Origin of the sequence: Tistlia sp. (assembly GCF_040905785.1) — a bacterium.
GTDB lineage: Bacteria > Pseudomonadota > Alphaproteobacteria > Kiloniellales > DSM-21159 > Tistlia.
Map to the genome: position 1 here is coordinate 1 of NZ_JBBDQW010000043.1, position 20486 is coordinate 20486.

The window sequence follows — 20486 nt, forward strand, 5'->3', positions numbered from 1 at the left end:
CCCCACGAGTTCTCCGGCGGCCAGCGCCAGCGCATCGGCATCGCCCGCGCGCTCGCGCTCGATCCCGAGCTGCTGGTCGCCGACGAGCCGGTCTCGGCGCTCGACGTCTCGGTCCAGGCCCAGGTCCTGGACCTGCTCGACGACATCAAGCAGCGTCTGAACCTGGCCATGCTGTTCATCACCCACGACCTGCGCGTCGCCGCCCAGATCTGCGACCGCATGGCGGTGATGCGGCTCGGCGAGATCGTCGAGTACGGGCCGACCCACCGGGTCTTCAACGATCCCCAGCACGAGTACACCAAGGCCCTGCTCAGCGCCGTGCCGGGCCGCGACTGGTCGATCCCCGAGGTCGCGCGCCGGGACGCCGCGACGCCGGCATGACCGCGGCCGTGCCGGAGCGGCCGGCCGGCGGGCCGCGCATCCTGGTCGGCCAGCTCTGGCAGGAATCCCACTCCTTCAACCCGCAGCCGACCGGCCTCGCCGACTTCACGGTCGAGCTCGGCGACCGGCTGGTCGCGGCCAACCGCGAGGCCGGCTCGGCCCTGGGCGGCCTGCTGCGCGCCGGCGAGGCGGCCGGGGTCGCCTGGCTGCCGGTGCTGGCCGCCCGCGCGCGGCCGGGCGGGCCGGTCGAGGAGCCGCTCTTCGCCGGCTTCCTGGAAGCCTTCCTCGAGGCCGCCCGGCGCGAGCGGCCCGACGCGGTCTGCCTGGAGCTGCACGGCGCGCTGCTGACCACGGCGCGCGACGATCCGGAGGGCGACCTGCTGGCGGCCCTGCGCGCGGCCCTGGGGCCGGCGGTGCCGATCGCGGCGGCGCTCGACCTGCACGCCGACCTGACGCCGGCGATGGTCGCGGCCGCCGACCTGCTCGTCGCCTACAAGACCAACCCGCACGCCGACATGGCCGAGACCGGGGCGCGGACCATGAGCCTGCTGCTCGACCGGCTGGCCGGCCGGCTGGCGCCGGTGCGCGCCCTGGTCAAGCTGCCCTTCCTGACCCGCGGCAACGACGAGACCGGCCGCGGGCCGCTGCACGACCTGCACGCCCTGGCGCGGCGCTCCGGCGAACGTCGGCCGGCCCTGCGCGACGTCTCGATCTGCAACGTCAATCCCTTCGTCGATGCGCCCGGCGCCGGCCAGGCGGTGCTGGTCACGGCCGACGGCGACGCCCGGACGGCCGAGGCTGTGGCGCGCGACCTCGCCGAACGGCTGTGGGCGGCGCGCGACCTCTTCGTCGAGCGCCTGCCGTCGGTCGAGGAGACGCTGGCGCGGGTGCGTACCGAGCGCGACCGCCGGCCCTTCGTGCTCGGCGACCAGGGCGACCGCGTGCTGGCCGGCGCGCCCGGCGACTCGCCGGCCCTGCTGCGCGCGCTGCTCGACTGTGCGCCCGACCTGCGCGCGGCCCTGCCGATCGTCGATCCCGAGGCCGTGGCGCGCTGCACGGCCGCCGGGGAGGGCGCGACCCTCGGCCTCGAGGTCGGCGGCCGGATCACCCCCGGCTTCGCGCCGCTGGCGGTCGAGGGCCGGGTCGAGCGGCTGGGGCCGGGGCGCTTCGTCAACCGCGGACCCTACATGGCCGGCGTGCCGGTCGAGCTCGGCGACACCGCCGTGCTGGCGGTCGGCCAGGTGCGGGTGCTGCTGACCAGCCGCGCCGGCCTGGTTCAGGACCCCGAGGCCTACGAGAGCCACGGCATCCTGCTGAAGGACCTCGACCTTCTGGTCGCCAAGTCGGCCAACCACTACAAGCTCAGCTTCGCCGGCCTGGCGACGCCGGTGACGGTGGACTCCCCCGGCCTCAGCCGCTTCGCGCCTCGCGAGCTGCCGTTCGCGAAGGCGCGGCCGCTCCATCCCATCGATGCCGTCGACCCGCTGCCCCTGGCGGTCTCGCTCTTCTCCTGACGAGGGCGTCGGCGCAGGGACCCATCCGGGAAGGGGGACGTTGAGAAGGCAGCGACAGCCGCCGATCTCCGTCCCGACAGCGCGAGGCCCCCGATGTTCTTCGACAGCTGGTACGACCTGCTCCGCATCATGGTCGTCGGCGCCTGCGCCTATCTCGGCCTGATCCTGCTGCTGCGCGCGACCGGCAAGCGGACGCTGTCGAAGATGAACGCCTTCGACCTGATCGTGACAGTGGCGCTCGGCTCGACCCTGGCGACCGTGCTGCTGAGCGGCGACGTCTCGCTGTCGGAGGGCCTGCTCGCCTTCGCTCTGCTCTGCGGCCTGCAGTACGCCGTGGCCTGGCTGTCGGTGCGCTCGGAGCGCTTCCAGGGCTTGATCAAGGCCGAGCCGAGCCTGCTGTTCTTCAGGGGCCGCTACCTCGAGGCGACGCTGCGCCGGGAGCGGGTGACCCACGAGGAGATCCTGGCCGCCGTACGCGCCCAGGGCTTCGCCGAGCTCTCGGCGGTCGCCGCCGTGGTGCTGGAGACCGACGGCTCCTTCAGCGTGGTCGGCAGCGTGCTCGGCAGCGTGGTCGGCGGCTCCGGCGGCGGCGAGCTCGGCTCGCTGCGCACCGTGCGCGGCGCGGCGCAGGCGGCGGAACGGTCCGAGCAGGCTTCATAACTTTGATTGATTAACCATCACACAATATTGATTTTGTTGTATTAAGTGAGCCGCCGGCGGTCCTCAGAGATTCCCTCGCCCGGAACTGCGGGGCCGCCGTCCTTCCCATCTCCTTGACGGTGGTCGCTGGCGGGGCGCAGTCTCACGCCATGGCTCGCAACGCGAAACCCTGCCGCTACCTGATCCTGGCTGGATTCCTGTTCGCAGGCTTCCAGCCCCGGGTGCACTAGGAGTCTTCGCGCCTCCCGTGCCCGGGGCTATCACCGGGCAGCCGTAGTGATGCACGGCGAGGCAGCGCAGCAGCGCTCGCGCTACCCCCGCACCACAACCGCGACATTCCAGCGCCCAGCCGGGCTTCCCCGAGAAGCGCCTTCGGCGAGGTGCGCTCCATTTTGCAGTTCCGCAGCAGTTGGACCCAGGAGACGACGATGCCCCTGAACGACCTAGCGACCGACTTCCAGAGGGAGCCCCCCGTGGTTCTCGACGCCGCCTACGTGGAGCGGCTCCAGGGCCTTGCCTCGGCGGCGAGCCAGCGCACGCCCGAGGTTGCCGACCGCCTGCTGAACGAGATCGACCGCGCCGAGGTGCGGCCTTCGGCGGAGGTGCCGGAGACGGTCGTCAACATCGGCTCCCTGGTCACCTTCCGCGACGAGGCCACCGGCCGGGTTCAGACCGTCACCCTGGTGATGCCGCCGGAGGCGGATATTGCCGAGCGGCGAGCCTCGATCCTGACGCCGATCGGCGCCGCCCTGATCGGCCTCGCCGAGGGCGCCTCGATCACCTGGCTGACCCGCAACGGCGAGACCCGCCGCCTGACCATCACGGCAGTCCGCCGCGCCTCCGGTGAGTCGCCGCCGGCTTGAGGCGTGGCCGGCGACTCTGGCTGGCGGACGGCTTCACCCCTCCGGATGAAGTCGTCCGCCTGGGCCGCGGCGCCTACTTGTAGGCGGTGATGACGACCTCGATCAGCACGCCTTCGCCCAGGTCGGCGACACCGAGCGTGGCGCGCGTCGGCAGGGCGTCGGCCGGGATCCAGCTGGTCCAGGCCTCGTTCATGCCGGGCTTCTGGGCCATGTCGGTGACGAAGAGGGTGGCCGTGAGGAGCTTCTCCCTGGAGCTGCCGACCTCGGTCAGGAGCTTGTCGAGCTTGGCGCAGATCTGCTCGGTCTGGCCCTTCATCGGCAGCGAGAAGTCGTCGGCGACGACGCCGGAGAAGTGGAGCACGCCATTGTGCTCGACGACGCGGTGGAAGATCGAGGTCTGCATGTGGCGCTTGGCCATGAGGGTCTCCTGCTTGCTTGGGAAGGAACTCACTCGGTCGCCTTGAAGCGGCCGATCGAGAAGGGAGCGATCGGCGCCTGGGTGACGCCGGTCGCGACCAGCTCGGCCATGATCGAGCCGACGCCCGGGCCGAGCTGGAAGCCGTGGGCCGAGAAGCCGAAGGCGTGGAATACCCGCTCGGCCCGAGTCGAGGGGCCGATCACCGGTATGTCGTCGGGCATGCGCCCCTCGATGCCGGCCCAGCCGCGCACGATCGAGGCGCCGGCCATGATCGGGAAGACCTCCGCCGCTGTCCGGGCGGTCAGGCGCAGCTCGGCGAAGCGCAGGTCGCTGCGGTCGGTCTCGGGGTCGGCGACGCCGCGCCGGCCGCCGCCGATGACCACCGTGCCGTTCGGCATCTGCTTGAACGACAGGGGGCGGCCGGTCGCGCCGACCACGGCCTTGCAGAAGGCCGGCAGCGGCGCGGTGACCAGCATCATGGGCGCGATCGCCTCGACCGGCGCCGGCTCGCCCAGGCTCTCAGCCACCAGGTTGCCCCAGGCGCCGGCGCAGTTGACCACGGCCTCGGCCTCCAGCGTGCCGCGGTCGGTCTCGAGGCGCCAGGTCCGGCCGTCGCGCGCCAGGGAACGGACCCGGGTCTCCTCGAAGAAGCGCACGCCGAGCGTCTGCGCCTTGCGCTGGAAGGCGAAGGTCGCGCGGTAGGGCACGGCGAAGCCGTCGTCGAGCGAGGCGAGGCCGCCGACGCAGTGGTCGGCCACCGCCGGCAGCAGGTCGCGCAGCTGCCGGCGGTCGAGCAGCTCCTCGTGGCCGAAGCCGAGGCCGCGCACCAGGGCCGCGCGCTCGGCCAGCGTCTCCAGCTCGGCCTCGCTCTCCGCGACCTTGACCTGCGCGGCCGACTGGAAGCCGCAGTCGTCGTCGACCAGCGCCTCGATGCGGCGCCAGAGCTTCATCGAGAAGTCGGAGATCGGGATCTCGGCGGGGTGGCGCCCGAGCCGGCGCACACCGCCGGCGTTCACGCCCGACGCGTGGCGCGCCACGGTGTTCTTCTCGACCACCGCGACGGACAGGCCGCGCAGGGCGCAGTGCAGTGCCGCCGAGCAGCCGTGGATGCCGCCCCCGACCACCACGACGTCGGCGCGCGCCAGCGGGCCCATCGCGTCAGGCCGCGTCCCGGTCGTCGGGCGGCGCGTCGGGCGGCGCGTCGCCCGGCTGGTCCTCCGCCGCCTCGAAGCTCGCCAGCTCGATCAGCGGCAGCGGCTTGAGCGGCGGCCGGATGCGGTAGTAGTCGACGGTCTGCGGGACCTCGCCGCGCTCGGCGGCGATGATCTCGGTGACCGCGAGGCCGCACATCCGGCCCTGGCAGGGGCCCATGCCGCAGCGCAGGAAGGACTTGGCCTGGTTCGGTCCGGGACAGCCGAGCCTGACCGCCTGGCGAATCTGCCCGGCGGTGACCTCCTCGCAGCGGCAGACCAGCGTCTCGTCGGCCGGCGCCAGGACCTGCGCCGAGGGCGCGTAGAGCGCCTCGAGCAGCGGTCGCACGGCGCCGTCCCGGACCAGCCGCCGGCGCAGCCCGCCGGCCTCCTGCTCGAGCGCCGCCCCGTCGAGGGCGCCGAATCGGCGCAGGACGCCGAGGGCGGCGAGCCGGCCGCGCAGGGCCGCCGAGGCCGCGCCGCCGATGCCGGCGCCGTCGCCGGCGACGAAGACCTTCTCGACGCTGCTCTCGAACCAGGGGTCGAGGACCGGCAGGAAGCAGCGCTGGCTATCGCTCCAGCGGTGCGCACAGCGCAGCAGCCGGGTGACCTGTTGGTTCGGCACGACGCCCTGGTGCAGCGCGACCAGGCCGCTCTCGATGCGGTGGCGCCGTCCGCCGGCCGTGAAGCTGAGAGCTTCCGCCTGCTCCCTCCCCTCGATCACGAGATCGGTGGCGTGGCGGTGGAGGGGGACGCCGGCGCGCCTGAGGGCGCGGATCATCCTGAGGCCCTTGGCGAGGTAGCCGGGCGCGCCGAGGGCCGCGGGCAGGTGCCGCGCGGCCTCGAGCAGGCGGCCGCGCGGCACCGTCTCGACGACGGCCCTCGGCGGCGCGCCGGCGCGCGTCAACTGGTCGGCGAGCAGCAGCAGCAGCGGCCCGCTGCCGGCCAGGATCGCGCCCTCGGAGGGCACGCAGCCGTGCGCCTTGAGCAGGATCTGCAGGGCCCCCGCCGTGGTCACGCCGGGCAGCGTCCAGCCGGGCAGGGGCGTCGGGCGCTCGAGCGCGCCGGTCGCCACGACCAGGGCGCGGGCGCGGCACTGGCGCGAGCGGCCGCCCTGGCTGAAGTCGATGTCGAGCGTGGAATCGACGTTCCACACCAGGGCGCCCGGCCGGTAGCCGGCGCCCGAGGCGCGGAAGGCGGCGGCGAGCTCGGCGCCGGCGGCGTAGTCCGGGCCGAGCAAGGCGCGGCGCGCGGCCGGCACGCTCTCGACGGCGCGGTAGATCTGCCCGCCCGGCGCCGGCTGCTCGTCGAACAGCTCGACCGCCAGGCCGGCCTCGGCGGCCCGGGTCGCGGCGGCGAGGCCGGCCGGGCCGGCGCCGATGACGGCGAGGTCGCAGCGCATCAGGAGGCCTCGCTCGTGCCGGCGGCCCCGGCGACGACCCGGACGCCGCCGCCCTGCGTGCGCACCGCCATGCCCTCCTCGAGCGGGACCATGCAGGCCTGGAGGTTGCCGACGCCGTCGATCTCGACCAGGCACTCGAAGCAGACGCCCATCAGGCAGAAGGGACCGCGCGGCGCGCCGGAGACGGGGCTCACGCGGAAGCGCAGGACGCCGCTGGCGAGCAGCGCCGCGGCCAGGCTGTCGCCGTGCCGGCCGGTCAGCGGCCGGCCGTCGAAGGTGAAGCGGATGACCTGGGCCGGCGCCTGCCGACCGGTCTCCGCTCCCTCGGACTCATCCTCGAGACGCGTCAGCATCGAACCTCCTGGAGGAAAAGGCGGCGAGCGTGCGGGCGAAGCCGCCGTCGCCGATCAGCGGCGCCAGCCGCAGGGCGTGGGCGGCGGCCAGGGTCACGCCCGAGTGGCAGTTGACCGCGTAGGCGCCGGGGTGGCTTTCCGATTCCTCGTAGATCGGAAAGCCGTCCGGCGTCATGACGCGCAGGGCGCCCCAGGCGCGCACCACCTTGAGCTGGCGCAGCACCGGGAAGGACCGCAGCGCCCGCTGCGCGATCTCGCTCATGACCGAGGGCTTCGAGAAGGTGTCGTAGCCGACGTCCTCGTGGCTGTCGCCGAGCATGACCGTGCCCTCCTCGGTCTGGCGCACGTAGATGGTCGGCAGCTCGAGGAAGCGGTCGGCGCGCTCGGTCACCAGGATCTGGCCCTTGAGCGGGCTGACCGGCACCTCGAGCCCGACCAGGGCGCCGAGCGGCCGGTTGCCGAGGCCCGCGCCCAGCACCAGCCGCTCGCCGCGGAACCGTCCGGCGTCGGTCTCGACCAGGAAGCCGGCGCCGTCGGACGCGACGCTGCGGGCCCGGCTCTCGCCTGCGTAGCGGCCGCCGCGCGCCAGGAAGGCCTCGTGGAGCGCGCGCAGCAGGTAGAGCGGGCTGACGTGGCCGTCGTGCGGCGAGTAGGCGCCGCCGACGACCTCGGGCCCGAGGCCGGGGACCAGGGCGTCGAGCTCGCCGCGGTCGAGCAGGCGCGCCTGGTAGCCCTCGGGGCCGGCCTGGTTGTGCAGGCGCTTCAGGCGCAGGTCGACTTCCTCCAGCTCGGCTTCGCTGTGGCAGAGGTGGAGGCCGCCCGGCTTGCGGTAGCCGACGTCGAGGCCGACCGCGCCGCGGAGCTCCTCCGCGAAGCCCGGCCAGAGGTCGGCGGAGCTGCGCGTCCAGCGCGCGTAGTCGAACAGGCCGTCGCCCTTCGACTGCACCCAGACCAGGCCGAAGTTGCCGCGCGACGCGCGGTAGGCGACGTCGCCCTCGTCGAGCATGACGACGGACAGGCCCTGGCGCACCAGCCCGTAGGCGACGGCGGCGCCGACCAGGCCGCCGCCGACGACGACGACGTCCTTCGAGACGATCCCGCCGCTCATCGCCCGCTCTCGCCGACCAGCAGGCGGTCGAGACCGTAGAGCCGCTCGATCAGGAACATCAGGGCGACGGTGAAGAGGATCACGACCGTCGAGATCGAGGCGACCAGGGGGTCGGTGGTCTGGGTGATATGGGCGAAGAGGCGCACCGGCAGGGTCGTGGTGCTGGGATTGACGATGAAGACGGTGACCGTCAGCTCGTCGAAGGAGGTGATGAAGGCGAGCACCCAGCCGCCGACCACGCCGGGCATGATCATCGGCAGGGTGACCCGGCGGAACACGGTCAGGCTCGACGCGCCCAGCGATTCGGCCGCCCGCTCGATGGTGCGGTCGAGGCCGGTCACCGAGGCCAGGACCAGGCGCAGGATGAAGGGCGTGATGATGACTGCGTGGCACAGCGTCAGGCCGAGGAAGGTGCCGGAAAGGCCGACGGCGGTCAGGAAGCGCAGGAAGGCGATGCCCAGGACGATGGTCGGCACGGTCAGGGGCGACATGAAGAGCGCCAGCAGGAAGTCGCGGCCGCCGAAGCGGCGGCGGCCGATGGCCAGGGCCGCCGGCACCGCCAGGACGGTCGCCAGGGTCGCCGAGGCGAAACCGAGATAGAGGCTGATCCAGGCGGCGTCGATGAAGTCGGGGTTGTCCAGGATCGCCTGGAACCAGCGCAGCGACAGGCCGCTCGGCGGAAACTCCAGGAAGCCCTCGGGAGTCAGGGAAACGCCGACCACGACGACCAGCGGCGCGACCATGAAGATCACGAAGAGCGTGCTGAACAGCAGGGCGAAGGGACCGTTGCGTGTCATTGCTCGACCCCTACCCGAAGACCTGGGCGAAGCGCCGCTCGACCAGGCGGTTGTAAGAGGCCATGACCAGCAGCACGGCGACCAGCAGCAGCATCGCGATGGCGGCGCCGAGCGGCCAGTTGAGGGTGCTCAGGAACTCGTCGTAGACCGTCGTCGAGACGACCTTGACGCGGCGCCCGCCCAGGATCGCCGGCGTCGCGAAGGCGCTGGCCGAGAGCGAGAAGACGATCAGCGAGCCGGACAGCACCCCCGGCATGGCCTGGGGCAGCACGACCCGGAAGAAGATGGTGATCGGCCCGGCCCCCAGGGACTCGGCGGCCTGCTCGGTCGCCGGGTCCTGGCGGTGCAGCGCCGCCCAGACCGCGATGACCATGAAGGGCACCATGACGTGGACCAGCGCGATGACGATGCCGCCGGTCGTGTACATCATCTTGATCGGCCGGGTGATCAGCTCGAGATCGATGAGCGCCGTGTTGATGACGCCGCGGTTGCCGAGCAGGATCGCCCAGCCGAGCGTCCGCACGACAACCGAGATCAGCAGCGGCCCCAGCACGACCAGCAGCACCGCCGACCGCCAGCGCCCGCGCATGCGGTAGAGGAAATAGGCCTCCGGCGTGCCGATCGCGGCGCACAGCAGCGTCGTCACCAGCGCGATCCCGAAGGTCCGCGCGAAGATCTCGTGAAAGTACTCGTCGCCGAGCACGTCGAGGTAGTTGTGCAGGCCGAAGGTCGGCTCGATGCCGGTGTAGAAGCCGAAGGAATTGAACGACAGCACGAAGGTCATCAGCAGCGGCACCAGCAGCAGCGCCACGAAGAGCACCAGCGCCGGGCCGCTGAGCAGCCAGGGCGCCGCCTTCGGCCGGGTCGGGTCGCCGACGGCCGCCATCAGGCGACCTCCTCGAAGGGCAGCAGTCGGACCTGCGCGGCGTCCCAGGCGAGGCCGACGCGGCCGCCGCTGTCTACCTCCGCCGGCCCGCTGTTCTGGCGGATCACCAGGAGCAGGCCGAGCGGCGTCTCGACCTGGTAGAGCCAGTGGTCGCCGAGGAAGATGCGTGCCGCAACGCTGCCGTCCAGGAGGCCGTCGCCGGCCGGCCGGAACTCGATCTTCTCGGGGCGCACGGAGACGATGACCCGGCCGTCGCCGGGCGCCGCCGCGCCGGGCGGCGGGGGCGCGCCCAGGAGCAGCTCGCCGACCGCGACCCGGCAGCGCTCGGGGCCGCTCTCGACGATCCGGCCTTCCAGGCGGTTGGTCTTGCCCAGGAAGGAGGACACGAAATCGCTGCGCGGGTGCTCGTAGGCCTCGAGCGGGCCGGCGACCTGGACCAGGCGGCCGTGCTGCATGACCGCGATGCGGTCGCTCAGAGCCATGGCCTCGGTCTGGTCGTGGGTCACCAGGACCGTGGTCACGCCCATGCGCTGCTGGATGCCGCGCAGCTCGAGCTGCATCTCCTCGCGCAGCTTGGCGTCCAGGTTCGACAGCGGCTCGTCGAGCAGCAGGATCTCGGGCTCGATGACCAGGGCGCGGGCCAGGGCGACGCGCTGGCGCTGGCCGCCGGACATGGCGCGTGGGTAGCGGTCGCGCTGCGGCTCCAGGTGCACCAGGGCGAGGACCTCCTCGACCCGGCGGCGGCGCTCGGCCGGCGCGACCTTGCGCATCTCCAGCCCGAAGGCGACGTTCTCGGCCACGGTCATGTGGGGGAAGAGGGCGTAGCTCTGGAAGACGATGCCGATGCCGCGGTCGCGCGCCTTGACGCCGACCAGGTCGCGGCCTTCCAGGACGATAGAGCCCGCCGTCGGCTGCTCGAAGCCCGCGATCATCTGCAGGGTCGTGGTCTTGCCGCAGCCCGAAGGTCCGAGCAGGGAGACGAATTCCCCCCGCTCGACCGAAAGGTCGAAGTCCTCGACCGCCGTGACCTCGCCGAAGCGCTTGGTCAGGCCCTTGAGCTCCAGGAAGGCCATGGCGCCGTCTTTTCCAGGAATGAGGCGGGAAGGAAAGGAAAAGCGGGCGCGCGCCGACAGGGAGGTGGCGCCGGCGCGCGCCCGGGGGCGAGGTGCCTAGCGCTCGACCTCGCGGGCCCAGCGCTGGGTCCACTCCTCGCGCTTCGGATTGATCGCGTTCCAGTCGACGGCGACGAGCTGGCTGATCTTGTCCGGGCCGTAGGGCAGGGTCTGCAGCTCTTCCGGCAGCACGGTGTTCTTGTTGGTCGGACCGAAGCCGTTGGTCTCGGCGAGCCGCACCTGGACCTCGGGCTGGAGCAGGTAGTCGACGAAGGCCTGGGCCGCGGCCGGGACGTCGCTGTCGACGACCGGGCAGGCGGCGACCATGAGGGCGATGGCGCCCTCCTTGGGATAGGCGAACTCGGCGGGGAAGCCGGTGTCGGCGAGCGCCTTGACGCGGCCGCTGCCCCAGATCGACAGGGCGATCTCCTGGGCCTGGAACAGCTCGGACATCTTGCCCGAGGAGGGCTCGAAGACCAGGACGTTGGGGGCGACCTTCTCGACCATCGCCTCGAAGCCCGGCTCGATGTCGTTCTCGCCGCCGCCGTGCAGCCGGGCCATCATCACCAGGGTGTGCAGGCCGTAGGTGTTGGAGATCGGCGGCACCGAGGTCAACTGCTCGAACTTGGGATCGGCCAAGTCCATCCAGGAGCTGGGCGGGTCCCAGCCCTCCTTCTCGAACATCTCGGCGTTGTAGGCGAAGCCGGTGGCGACGAAGCCGACGCCGATCGCCTTGTCGGTGCCCATGCGGGCGATGTCGTAAATGTCCGGCAGGCTCGGGATGTCGGTGAGGGTGTCGCAGAAGCCGAGGGCGACGGCCTGGTACATCGGCCCGTCGTCGAGGATGACCACGTCGATCTCCTGGTTGTCGCGCTGCGCCTGCAGGCGGGCCAGGTTCTCGGTAGAGTTGCCGGGCACGAACTGGACCGTGACGTCGTTGGCCTGCTCGAAGGGCGGGATGATGTGCTCCTTCATCAGGGTCTCGAAGGAGCCGCCGTAGCCACCGACGGTGAGGGTGTTCTGGGCCAGGCCCGGCTGGGCGAGGACGGTCGTCGCGCCGAGCAGCGCGGCGGCCGCGAGGCCTGCCTTGAGGGGGATGCGCACTTCCTGTTCTCCTTTGCATTCTTGTCGTTGTCGGATCAGTCCAGGCGCAATCCCCATTCCAGTCAAATCGCATTTGATGCAGAGTCGATAACCAGAACTCATGATCGCGTCGCTTTGACGCTCTTGCCGAGGAGCCGGCGCACCCTTGTCCCGCCCGGGAATCCGCCAGATCGAGGCCTTCAACGCGGTCATGGAGCTGGGCTCCGTGACCCGCGCGGGCGAGGCCCTCTTTGTCTCGCAGCCGGCGGTCAGCAAGCTGATCAAGGCCTTCGAGGCGCGCTGCGGCTTTGCCCTGTTCCATCGCCAGGGCGGCCGGCTGGTGCCGACCCGCGAGGCGCGCCAGGTCTTCGTCGAGACCCAGCGCCTGTTCTCCGGGGCCGAGCGGGTCTTCCACACGGTGCGCGCGATCGGCGACCTGCGGCGCGGCGAGGTCTCGGTCGCCGCCTTTGCGGCGATCTCCAGCCACCTGATCCCGGCCGCCGTCAGCCCCTTCCTGGCCGAGCGGCCGGACGTCCACTTCTCGCTGTTCACCCGGACCTCGAACTCGGTGCCGGACATGGTCCAGACGCACCGCGCCGACTACGGCCTGTCGCTACTGCCGACGGCCCTGCCGACGCTCGACTGCCGGGAGTTCTTCCGCATGGAGATGGTCTGCGCCCTGCGCGCGGACAATCCGCTCGCGAAGCAGGAACTGGTGACGGCGCGGGACCTGCAGGGCCTGCCGCTGATCTCGCTCGGCAGCGACGACCGCTCGCGCCCGATCGTCGACGAGGTATTCCACCGCGAGGGCGTCCAGCCCAAGACCCGCATCGAGGTGCAGATCGCCGAGACGGCCTGTGCCTTCGTGGCCAACGGCGGTGGCGGCGCGGCGATCGTCCCCTCCCTGATCCGCCTGGGGCAGCACGACCCGCGCCTGGTGTTCCGGCGCTTCGCGCCGCGCATCGAGATGACGATCTGGCTGGTCCAGTCCTCCGCCGAAACCCCGTCGCGGCTCGCCACGACGGTCATTGGGCTGATCGGCGCGACGCTGGAATCCGCGGCGGCGCGCCCGCTGACGTGACCGGGCAAGCCGCCGAGGATCCTCGACGCTCAGTCGAGGCCGCCGAAGCGCCGCACCACGTTCTCCAGAAGGCGCGACACGCCGTTGCGATAGTTCGCGTGCGAGAGGCTGCCGCAGAAGGTGATCGAGCCCACGGAGAGGACCTGTCCGCCGCCCGGGTGCTTCAGGTAGACGATCTCGCCACGGATCAGGTCGGCATGGCGCTCGCCGGAGGTGGTGGCCAGGTGCGAGAGGAACTCCTCGGGCACCATGACGAAGCTGCCGCTGTGGCCCTCGCTGCGGGCCAGGATCAGCGCCTCCTCCGGCGTGCCCAGCTCGACGTCGGCGCGGTCCAGCTCGAAGCCGGCGGCGCCGCCGCCGCTGAGCCCGTAGTCGCCGAGCTCCTCCTCCTCGACACCCTCGAAGATCCAGGCCGCCTCCGGGCGCCGGGAGTCCGGGAGCCGGCGATAGTAGGAGCCTTCGAAGAGGCCCTGCGCCGAGAATCCGATCCCGACCAGGCGCTGCGGCGGCCGCCCGTTGCGGCGCCACAGGCCGCCGTACTGCCCGTCGAGGGCGTGATAGGACTCCCCGGGTTCGGCCGCCCAGGCGCGGATGCCGCCCTCGGCCCGGCGCAGCTCGATCGTGCCGGGCAGGGTGGGCGAGCGGGCGATGCGCCAGTAGAAGCCGTTGCCCCCGAGATAGACGAGGTTGCCGCCCTGCCTGCAGTAGCCTTCCAGGGCGTCCAGCGTGCCGCTGGTGTGGTACTCCGGGTGCGTGCCGGTCAAGACGACCTCGTAGCCCTCGATCAGGGCCGCCCCCTCCTCGTCGAGATCCTCGTCGGTGACGACGTCGTAGTCGATGCCGAGCCCTTCCAGCCAGTCGGTCAGGTGGCTGTCGGCGGAGAAGTGACGCAGGCCCGAGCCGCGTGCGTCGACGAAGGTCAGGAAGCCGGGCCGGACCGTCAGGGTCGGGCGCAGGCGCGACGAGAAGGCGGTGCCGGTGCCGTCGGGATGGAAGTTGTAGGTCGAGGGGCCGTAGACCGGGAAGTCGTCGGGGTTGTAGGGCGTGGCGCCCCACTCGGCGATCCGGCCGCGCATCGCCGCGTCGCAGTTGCCGCGGGCGTGGTTGGCGTAGGCCTGGTAGGTGAAGGTCGGCGCCAGGAAGCAGACCTTGGCCGTCGGCCGGCCCTTCGGCGGCAGCACGTAGAAGGGCAGGATGTCGCTGTGGCCGCCCTGGCTGAGGCGCAGGCCGTAGACGCCACTGCGCATGCCCTCGGGCACGAGGATCTCGAAGTCGCTGTCCCAGCCGCAGTCGTAGAGGTCGTCCTCGTGGAAGTGGATCGCCGCGTAGTCGCGCGGCGCCTCGCGCCAGGACATGGCCCGGCCGCTCCAGCGCGAGCCGCAGACAGCCCGCGTCGGCACGTTGACGAGCCGTCCGTTCAGGCCTTTCGCCCCGCGGTCGAGAATCGCCTGGCTCTCGATGCCCTGCGAGAAGTCCCACCAGGCGATCAGGCCGGGCCCGGGCCTGTCCGATGGTTCGGGCGGAGCCGCGCCCGGCTCCGGCAGGGCGCCGAAGAGGGCCACGTCCTCGAGCCGGCCGTTGAAGTGCGCGAAGGAGAGTCCCTCCGCATCCAGGCTCGCGGCAAGGGTCAGCGCGCCGGCATCGGCGAGCGCCTCCAGCGTGGCCGCACTCCTGGCCTCGACCGGCGACTCGCCGTCGAGCGGCTGGCAGCCGACCAGGAGCTGCCCTCTGTCCAGGTCGAATCCGGCCCAGACCCGATACCAGTGGCGCCGCCGCATCCGGATGGGCAGGGCGAGGCGCGAGGGCGTGCCGCCGCCTCCGTCGTGCTCGAGATCGAGCCCGGTCTCGGTCAGGCTGAGCGACCAGCCGCGGCCGGCGGCGTCGCGGCAGGCGAACAGCGTCGAGGGCTCTTTGCGCAGCAGCCAGGGCTGGACGCGCGCCGCGATCGCCAGGCGGGGCGCCGCGAAGGCCCGGTCGGCCGGAATCGAGGCGTAGGAGCCCCGGTCGATGGCCTGGCGCCGCGCCGGATAGCGGCCGCCCAGGCCGAAGTCCTGCGGCTCGTAGCGCAGCCCCGGGCCGGCGGGATTGGGGTCGGCGCAGCGGATGCGCAGCACCGAGGCCTCGTAGTCGCCGGCCTCCTCCGCGCTGACCTTGACCGCGAGGCGCTCGCCCGGACGCGCCGAGAGGCGATCGAGGTAGCCGGTGATCGGGAGGCGCGCTTTCGTCGAGGCGCCGGTCACGACAGGACTCCCGCGCCCGCGAGCTCGTCCTGGTAGGTCGCCAGTGCCTGCTCGAGGCCCGCCGCGATCTCCTCGATCTGCTCGGCCGTGACGGTCAGCGGCGGCGAGACCATGAACCAGTCGCCGTACTGGCCGTTGCTGGTGCGGCGGCTGTAGACCGCCAGGCCCTGGTCCATGGCGATCTGCTGGAAGCGGGTCGGCGCATTGAGCTCCAGCGGCAGCTGGCGCTTGCTCGCCTTGTCGCCGACCAGCTCGACCGCCAGCAGCAGGCCGCGGCCCCGGATGTCGCCGATCAGCGCCGAGCGCTCCGCGACGCCCTGCAGCGCCTCGAGAAGCTGCGTGCCCCGGGCGGCGGCGTTGGCCATCAGGTCGCGCTCGACCAGCTCGCTCAGGACGGCGTGTCCGATCGCGCAGGACAGGGGATTCGAGTAGTAGGTGAAGCCGTGCATGAAGCCGCCGGCCTCGGCCACGTCGCGGACCAGTTCCGCCGGCGCCAGGACGCAGCCCATCGGCGTGTAGCCGGCGGCGATGCCCTTGGCCAGGATCACCAGGTCGGGGCGGGCGTCGGGCCAGTGATCGGCGGCCAGGAAGGTGCCGCTGCGCCCGGCGCCGCTCATGACCTCGTCGTAGATCAGCAACACGCCGTGGCGCGAGCAGATCTCCCGGACCAGGCGGTAGTAGACGTCCTCCGCGACCAGCGCGCCGGTCGCGAGGCCGCCGATCGGCTCCATGATGAAGGCCAGGATGGTCTCCGGCCCTTCGGACTGGATCTTCTCTTCGAGCGCCTGGGCGCAGTGGCGGGCATAGCTCTCGCGCGTGTGATTGTCGGGCAGGCGGTAGGTCCAGGGCGCCGGGACCTTCGGCATCGCGCGCAGCAGCGGGCCGTAGATCGCGTGCTGGTGCTCGTCGCCGGTCACCGCCAGCGCGCCCAGGGTGGCGCCGTGATAGCCGGGCTCGCGGCCGATGATCTTGACCCGTGCCGGCTCGCCCTTGGCGAGGGCGTAGGACCGGCAGAGCTTGATCGCGCTCTCGGTGGCCTCGCTGCCGCCCGAGACGAAGAAGGCGCGCTCCAGGCCCGGGCCGGCCAGCGAGGTCAGCAGGTCCGAGAGCATGACGTTCGCCTCGGTCTCGAACAGCGAGGGGAAGGCGAAGGTCACGGCCTCCGCCTGGCGCTGCATGGCATCGAGGACGCGGCGGTTGCCATGGCCGAGGTTGTTGGCAACGGGCCCGGAGGAGACGTCGATGTAACGACGGCCGGCGTCGTCCCACATGTAGAGGCCCTCGCCGCGCACGATGCGCGGCCGTCGGGCCGTGCCCGGCTTGAGGAAGAAGGCCTGGACCGGGCCGCCGTGGGCGTCCTGGCCCAGCGGCCGCGGGTCGGGGGAAGCGGTCATGCTCTAACTCTCTTCTGAAATCCTGGATCGGAAGGGGGCGGGCTTCAGGCGATGCCGGGGATGTCTTCCGTGGTCGTGCAGATCGGCCCGTAGAGGTCGGGCCGGCGATCGCGGAACATCGGCTTCTCGCGCCGCGCGTCGAAGACCGCCTTGCGGCTGACGGTGGCGGCGATCACGCCTTCCTGGCTGTCGTCGCACTCGGCGGCGACGGTGCCGAAGGGGTCGACGATCATGCTGGCGCCGCCGAAGGTCCAGTCGCCCTCGCGGCCGACCTTGTTGGTCGGCGCGAACCAGGCGCCGTTCTCGAAGGCGCGGGTGATCATCACCGAGCGCCAAGCCGGTACGGCCGGGGCGGCGAAGGGGACGACGATCAGCTCGGCGCCGTTGACGGCGACGCTGCGCGCGCTCTCCGGGAAGAAGGTGTCGTAGCAGATGATGGCGCCGACCTTGAGACCGCAGAGCCGCACGACCGGGAAGTGCGAGCCGTAGCGGAAGTAGATCTTCTCCAGGCTCTGTACCGCGGCCGGATGAACCTTGCGGTACTTGCCGACGATCGAGCCGTCGCGCTCGATGAAGAAGGCCGTGTCGTAGTAGAGCCCGGCCGACTCCTCCTCGAAGATCGTGGCGACCAGGCCGATCCCGTGCTGCTTGGCGAGCTTGCGCATCAGGCTGATGGTCGGCCCGTCGGCGGTCTCGGCGCGGTCGATGTGGGCGTAGTCGCGCCACTGGAAGACATAGGGGATGTTGAAGAACTCGGGCACGACGACGAGATCGGCCGACTGCTCCTTGACCGCCTGCCCGATGAAGGCCTCGGCCTTGGCGAGGTTGTCCTGGAGCGCGTCGCCGCTGGTCATCTGGACGGTCGCCAGCCGGATCTCTGCGTCGTTCATGTCTATCTCCCTGGATTTCGGTGATGGGATTTGGCGGGCGGTCAGCGGAAGCCGAACAGCCGCGGCAGCATCAGGCTGAGGTCGGACAGGTAGGTGACCAGCAACAGCGTCGCGAAGAGCGGAATCAGCAGCGGCAGGGTGGCGCGCAGCACGTCCTTGAAGGGCACGCCGCCGACCGAGCTGAGCATGAACAGCACCAGGCCGATCGGCGGGGTCAGCAGGCCGAGCGTCAGGTTGAGGATGACGACGGCGCCGAGGTGGATCGGGTCGATGCCGAACTGCTGGGCGACCGGAAAGAGCACCGGCACCGTGATCAGCAGCGCCGAGGAGGGTTCCAGGAACATGCCGACGACCAGTAGGAAGACGTTCAGCAGCAGCAGGAAGATGAGGGGATCGTCGGTCACCAGCTGCAGCAGCTCGGTGATCTGCTGCGGCACGCCCTCGCGCGCCAGCACGTAGGAGAAGAGGCCGCCGGCTGCGGCGATCAGCATGACCCGCCCGGTCGTGGAGGCGGAGAGGGCGAAGGCCCGGTAGAGCTGCGTCAGGCTCATCCAGCGCAGCGCGAAGGAGATCGCGATCAGGTACACGACGGTGATGCCCGAGGCCTCGGTCGGCGTGAACACGCCGCCGAGGATGCCGCCGAGCAGCACGATCGGCGCGACCAGGATCGGCAGCGCCGTCAGCACTGCCCGCAGCGTCTCGCTCCGGGTGTAGGGCTCGCCGACCAGGCCGTCGCGCTTGCGCACGTAGAAGTACACGTAGACCGTCAGGGACAGGAAGATCAGGAGCGCCGGCAGCACCCCGGCCAGGAACATGGCGGCGATCGAGGAGCCCGACAGCACCCCGTAGAGGATGGCCGCGATGCTCGGCGGCATGACCGGCCCGATCATCGAGGAGGCGGCGGTGATCGCCGCCGCGAAGGCGGGATCGTAGCCGTTGCGGCGCATCGCCGGGATCAGCACCGAGCCCATGGCCGCCGCGTCGGCCATCGAGGAGCCGCTCATCCAGGAAAAGGCCAGGCTGGCGTTGATGTTGACGTAGGCGAGGCTGCCACGGACCCGGCCCATGATCGCGAGCAGCGCCTCGATCAGGCGGTCGGCAAGGCCGGCGACGTTGGCCACGTAGCCGACCAGGATGAACAGGGGCACGGCCAGGAGCGGGAAGGAGTCGAGCATCGCGGTGACGCGCTGCAGCCCGATGCCGAGCGTCAGTCGCGGCTCGAGCCCGAGGTAGATCAGCGAGGGCAGCAGCAGCGAGAAGGCGACCGGCACGCGCACGGCGAGCAGCAGGAAGACCCCGCCCAGAAGCCAGAGGATGATCATCTGCGGTCCTATTCGAAAGCGGGGTCGTCCTCTGGCCCCTGCCGGCCGGAAAGGCTCAGGGCCAGGTTCACGACGGCATGCAGGGCCATCGCCAGGAAGGCGCACCAGACCACGCCGTAGAGCCAGACCAGCGGCATGCGCAGCGCCGGGGTCGTCGGCCGCAGGGTGGTCATCAGCCAGTCCCAGCTGCCGAACACGAAGTAGGCGCAGGTGCCGATCACGATCAGCGCCGACAGATGGTCGACGGCGCTGCGCGCGCGCGGTCCGAGCAGGCCGTTGATCAGGTCGATCCGGATATGGCCGCGCCGGGCGACGAGGGCGGTCGCCGCGACGAAGGACATCCAGACGTAGCAGTAGCGGCCGAGCTCGTCGCTCCAGAACAGCGGCGCCTGGAACAGGTAGCGCGCGATCACCTGGGTGAACATCAGCCCCAGGATCGTCGCCAGGAGCAGGACGCTGGCGACCTCCTCGAAGGTCGCCAGCGTCGCCAGCAGCCGTTCCAGCCCGGACCGCCCCGCCCGCACCGCGTCAGGCGCGGAGCGGCCGGGTCCGAGGTCGCCTGCCACGGGCGCTGCGTCCTACTGGCCGAGCTCGGCCAGCAGGGCCTTGTAGGTGTCGCTCCAGGGGAAGCCCTCCGAGAAGAAGGCGCGGCTCTTCGCCCGCAGGGCATCGAGGTCGACATCGTCGACGATCTCGAGGTCGCCGCTCTCCTGCCATCCCTTGAAGGCCTCGGCATCGGCGGTCTCGACGCAGTCGCGAATACGCTGGGCGGCCTCGTCGACGGCCTTCCCGAGCGCAGCCTGCTGCTCGCCCGTGAGGGAATCGTAGAGCGGGCCGTTGATGTAGGTCGGCGCCGCCGAGATCAGGTGCGAGGTCTTGTTGAAGAACTTCGCCGGCTCGTCGAAGGATTCCGCCTTGACCACGGAGGCCGGGGCCTCGGCGACGTCGACGATGCCCTGCTGCAGCGCGAGGTAGAGCTCTGCATAGGCGGTCGGGGTCGGGCTGGCGCCGAGCGACTGGGCGCCGGCGATCGAGACGCTGGTCTCCGGCACGCGCATCTTGACGCCCTCGAAGTCGGCTGGCGTGCGCAGCGCCTTGCCGCCGAAGATGTGCCGTTCGCCGTAAAGCCAAGGGGTGCCGATGACCTGGATGTTCGCGACTTCGCGCAGCTCCTCGAACAGCACCTTGGCGGTCTCGGTCTCGTAGGCGGCGAAGGCCTGGTCGACGTTGTCGTACAGATAGTAGGTCTCGAAGACCGAGAGGTCCTCGACCCAGGCGGCCAGGATCGAGGAGGCCGAGACGCTCATTTCCAACTCGCCCGAGGATACCTGCTGGGCCATGTCGTTCTCGCCGCCCAGCTGGGCGGAATGGATCACCGTGATGTTCAGCCCCAGCTCCTTGAGCGCCGGATCCTCCGCCATCACGAGGGCGCCGCACCTCGCCACAGGCACGTTGGGGTTGTAGATCAGGCCGAGGCGCATGTCGATCTCTTCGGCCTGGGCGGCGCCGGCAAAGGCCGCGCCGAGGGCGAGGGCGCCGGTCAGGGTGGTGACGGCCGCCAAACGGCGTCCGCGCTGCTCGTGGAGTCGGGTCATGGTCGCAGTGCTCCTCTGTTCATGGAAGAGGGGTGGCTTCTTGCACCCTTCGGCAGACCCGGTGGCCGGGTCTTCTTGTCGGTTCTGGCGAGCGCTCGTCGCAGGCGGGCTGCCTTTTTGCGAACGCTCGCACGCCTTTTAGCCCAAACATCATGATATTTGAAGGAAGGCCTGTCCAGGGGGTATCGTCCTCGCCG

20 protein-coding genes are annotated in these 20486 nt (G+C 71.4%); 5 read left to right on the top strand and 15 right to left on the bottom strand.

Features of this window, described 5'->3' with window-relative positions:
• The 4 genes from WD341_RS10280 to rnk all read left to right on the top strand — a co-directional run.
• Positions 1-381: ATP-binding cassette domain-containing protein (locus WD341_RS10280; protein ID WP_368425358.1), on the top strand; the 381-nt coding region annotated here is incomplete at its 5' end.
• Positions 378-1895: a M81 family metallopeptidase gene (locus WD341_RS10285; protein WP_368425359.1), complete on the top strand. Its 1518-nt coding sequence runs from the start codon at positions 378-380 to the stop codon at positions 1893-1895. The genes WD341_RS10280 and WD341_RS10285, both read left to right, overlap by 4 nt.
• Before the next feature lie 93 nt (positions 1896-1988).
• Complete coding sequence (locus tag WD341_RS10290) at positions 1989-2555, top strand: DUF421 domain-containing protein (RefSeq protein ID WP_368425360.1); 567 nt, start codon at positions 1989-1991, stop codon at positions 2553-2555.
• 428 nt (positions 2556-2983) lie between these two features.
• Positions 2984-3418 (top strand): nucleoside diphosphate kinase regulator, encoded by a 435-nt coding sequence (rnk, locus tag WD341_RS10295; RefSeq protein WP_368425361.1) that lies wholly within the window; start codon positions 2984-2986, stop codon positions 3416-3418.
• A 73-nt stretch (positions 3419-3491) separates the two neighbouring features.
• Here the strand turns inward: rnk and WD341_RS10300 are convergent, their stop codons facing one another.
• The 9 genes from WD341_RS10300 to WD341_RS10340 all read right to left on the bottom strand — a co-directional run bounded on the left by WD341_RS10300 (position 3492) and on the right by WD341_RS10340 (position 11788).
• Positions 3492-3836, bottom strand: a complete 345-nt coding sequence (locus WD341_RS10300; protein ID WP_368425362.1) for a RidA family protein — start codon at positions 3834-3836, stop codon at positions 3492-3494.
• 29 nt (positions 3837-3865) lie between these two features.
• On the bottom strand, positions 3866-4990 hold the full coding sequence (locus tag WD341_RS10305) for an NAD(P)/FAD-dependent oxidoreductase (RefSeq protein ID WP_368425363.1): 1125 nt from the start codon (positions 4988-4990) through the stop codon (positions 3866-3868).
• Positions 4991-4994: 4 nt separating this feature from the next.
• A complete protein-coding gene (locus tag WD341_RS10310; protein ID WP_368425364.1) occupies positions 4995-6428 on the bottom strand; it encodes an FAD-dependent oxidoreductase in 1434 nt (477 codons plus the stop codon).
• Entirely contained in the window at positions 6428-6781 is a 354-nt protein-coding gene (locus WD341_RS10315; RefSeq protein ID WP_368425365.1) for a (2Fe-2S)-binding protein, read from the bottom strand. The genes WD341_RS10310 and WD341_RS10315 overlap by 1 nt, the downstream gene beginning before the upstream one ends.
• Positions 6759-7889: an NAD(P)/FAD-dependent oxidoreductase gene (locus WD341_RS10320; RefSeq protein WP_368425366.1), complete on the bottom strand. Its 1131-nt coding sequence runs from the start codon at positions 7887-7889 to the stop codon at positions 6759-6761. The genes WD341_RS10315 and WD341_RS10320 overlap by 23 nt, the downstream gene beginning before the upstream one ends.
• On the bottom strand, positions 7886-8686 hold the full coding sequence (locus tag WD341_RS10325; RefSeq protein WP_368425367.1) for an ABC transporter permease: 801 nt from the start codon (positions 8684-8686) through the stop codon (positions 7886-7888). Before WD341_RS10325 ends, WD341_RS10320 begins: the two co-directional genes overlap by 4 nt.
• Positions 8687-8696: 10 nt before the next feature.
• Positions 8697-9572 (bottom strand): ABC transporter permease, encoded by an 876-nt coding sequence (locus WD341_RS10330; protein WP_368425368.1) that lies wholly within the window; start codon positions 9570-9572, stop codon positions 8697-8699.
• A complete protein-coding gene (locus WD341_RS10335; RefSeq protein ID WP_368425369.1) occupies positions 9572-10645 on the bottom strand; it encodes an ABC transporter ATP-binding protein in 1074 nt (357 codons plus the stop codon). The genes WD341_RS10330 and WD341_RS10335 overlap by 1 nt, the downstream gene beginning before the upstream one ends.
• Positions 10646-10741: 96 nt before the next feature.
• The gene (locus tag WD341_RS10340) at positions 10742-11788 is read right to left on the bottom strand and encodes an ABC transporter substrate-binding protein (protein WP_368425370.1); all 1047 of its coding nucleotides are present in this window, start codon (positions 11786-11788) and stop codon (positions 10742-10744) included.
• 145 nt (positions 11789-11933) lie between these two features.
• Between WD341_RS10340 and WD341_RS10345 the strand changes: the two genes are divergently transcribed.
• Positions 11934-12848, top strand: a complete 915-nt coding sequence (locus WD341_RS10345; protein ID WP_368425371.1) for a LysR substrate-binding domain-containing protein — start codon at positions 11934-11936, stop codon at positions 12846-12848.
• Between the two features lie 29 nt (positions 12849-12877).
• On the opposite strand, the gene WD341_RS10350 is transcribed toward WD341_RS10345, so the two are convergent.
• From WD341_RS10350 to dctP, 6 genes are read right to left on the bottom strand one after another with little or no spacing between them, the layout of a single operon-like run.
• The gene (locus tag WD341_RS10350) at positions 12878-15088 is read right to left on the bottom strand and encodes a N,N-dimethylformamidase beta subunit family domain-containing protein (RefSeq protein ID WP_368425372.1); all 2211 of its coding nucleotides are present in this window, start codon (positions 15086-15088) and stop codon (positions 12878-12880) included.
• Positions 15085-16482, bottom strand: a complete 1398-nt coding sequence (locus WD341_RS10355) for an aspartate aminotransferase family protein (protein WP_368425373.1) — start codon at positions 16480-16482, stop codon at positions 15085-15087. Before WD341_RS10355 ends, WD341_RS10350 begins: the two co-directional genes overlap by 4 nt.
• 44 nt (positions 16483-16526) lie before the next feature.
• Entirely contained in the window at positions 16527-17372 is an 846-nt protein-coding gene (locus tag WD341_RS10360) for a carbon-nitrogen hydrolase family protein (protein WP_368425374.1), read from the bottom strand.
• Positions 17373-17413: 41 nt separating this feature from the next.
• Entirely contained in the window at positions 17414-18694 is a 1281-nt protein-coding gene (locus WD341_RS10365) for a TRAP transporter large permease (RefSeq protein WP_368425375.1), read from the bottom strand.
• A gap of 8 nt (positions 18695-18702) precedes the next feature.
• Positions 18703-19260 (bottom strand): TRAP transporter small permease, encoded by a 558-nt coding sequence (locus WD341_RS10370; RefSeq protein WP_368425376.1) that lies wholly within the window; start codon positions 19258-19260, stop codon positions 18703-18705.
• 12 nt (positions 19261-19272) lie between these two features.
• Entirely contained in the window at positions 19273-20289 is a 1017-nt protein-coding gene (gene dctP / locus WD341_RS10375; protein WP_368425377.1) for a TRAP transporter substrate-binding protein DctP, read from the bottom strand.
• Positions 20290-20486: the final 197 nt, after the last annotated feature.

Excerpts from the sequence above, each read along its gene's own strand:
- dctP (WP_368425377.1), bottom strand. The coding sequence starts at position 20,289 with ATGACCCGACTCCACGAGCAGCGCGGACGCCGTTTGGCGGCCGTCACC.
- WD341_RS10335 (WP_368425369.1), bottom strand. The coding sequence starts at position 10,645 with ATGGCCTTCCTGGAGCTCAAGGGCCTGACCAAGCGCTTCGGCGAGGTC.
- WD341_RS10310 (WP_368425364.1), bottom strand. The coding sequence starts at position 6,428 with ATGCGCTGCGACCTCGCCGTCATCGGCGCCGGCCCGGCCGGCCTCGCC.
- WD341_RS10290 (WP_368425360.1), top strand. The coding sequence starts at position 1,989 with ATGTTCTTCGACAGCTGGTACGACCTGCTCCGCATCATGGTCGTCGGC.
- WD341_RS10315 (WP_368425365.1), bottom strand. The coding sequence starts at position 6,781 with ATGCTGACGCGTCTCGAGGATGAGTCCGAGGGAGCGGAGACCGGTCGG.
- WD341_RS10300 (WP_368425362.1), bottom strand. The coding sequence starts at position 3,836 with ATGGCCAAGCGCCACATGCAGACCTCGATCTTCCACCGCGTCGTCGAG.
- rnk (WP_368425361.1), top strand. The coding sequence starts at position 2,984 with ATGCCCCTGAACGACCTAGCGACCGACTTCCAGAGGGAGCCCCCCGTG.
- WD341_RS10305 (WP_368425363.1), bottom strand. The coding sequence starts at position 4,990 with ATGGGCCCGCTGGCGCGCGCCGACGTCGTGGTGGTCGGGGGCGGCATC.
- WD341_RS10360 (WP_368425374.1), bottom strand. The coding sequence starts at position 17,372 with ATGAACGACGCAGAGATCCGGCTGGCGACCGTCCAGATGACCAGCGGC.
- WD341_RS10365 (WP_368425375.1), bottom strand. The coding sequence starts at position 18,694 with ATGATCATCCTCTGGCTTCTGGGCGGGGTCTTCCTGCTGCTCGCCGTG.
- WD341_RS10320 (WP_368425366.1), bottom strand. The coding sequence starts at position 7,889 with ATGAGCGGCGGGATCGTCTCGAAGGACGTCGTCGTCGTCGGCGGCGGC.
- WD341_RS10330 (WP_368425368.1), bottom strand. The coding sequence starts at position 9,572 with ATGGCGGCCGTCGGCGACCCGACCCGGCCGAAGGCGGCGCCCTGGCTG.
- WD341_RS10325 (WP_368425367.1), bottom strand. The coding sequence starts at position 8,686 with ATGACACGCAACGGTCCCTTCGCCCTGCTGTTCAGCACGCTCTTCGTG.
- WD341_RS10285 (WP_368425359.1), top strand. The coding sequence starts at position 378 with ATGACCGCGGCCGTGCCGGAGCGGCCGGCCGGCGGGCCGCGCATCCTG.
- WD341_RS10355 (WP_368425373.1), bottom strand. The coding sequence starts at position 16,482 with ATGACCGCTTCCCCCGACCCGCGGCCGCTGGGCCAGGACGCCCACGGC.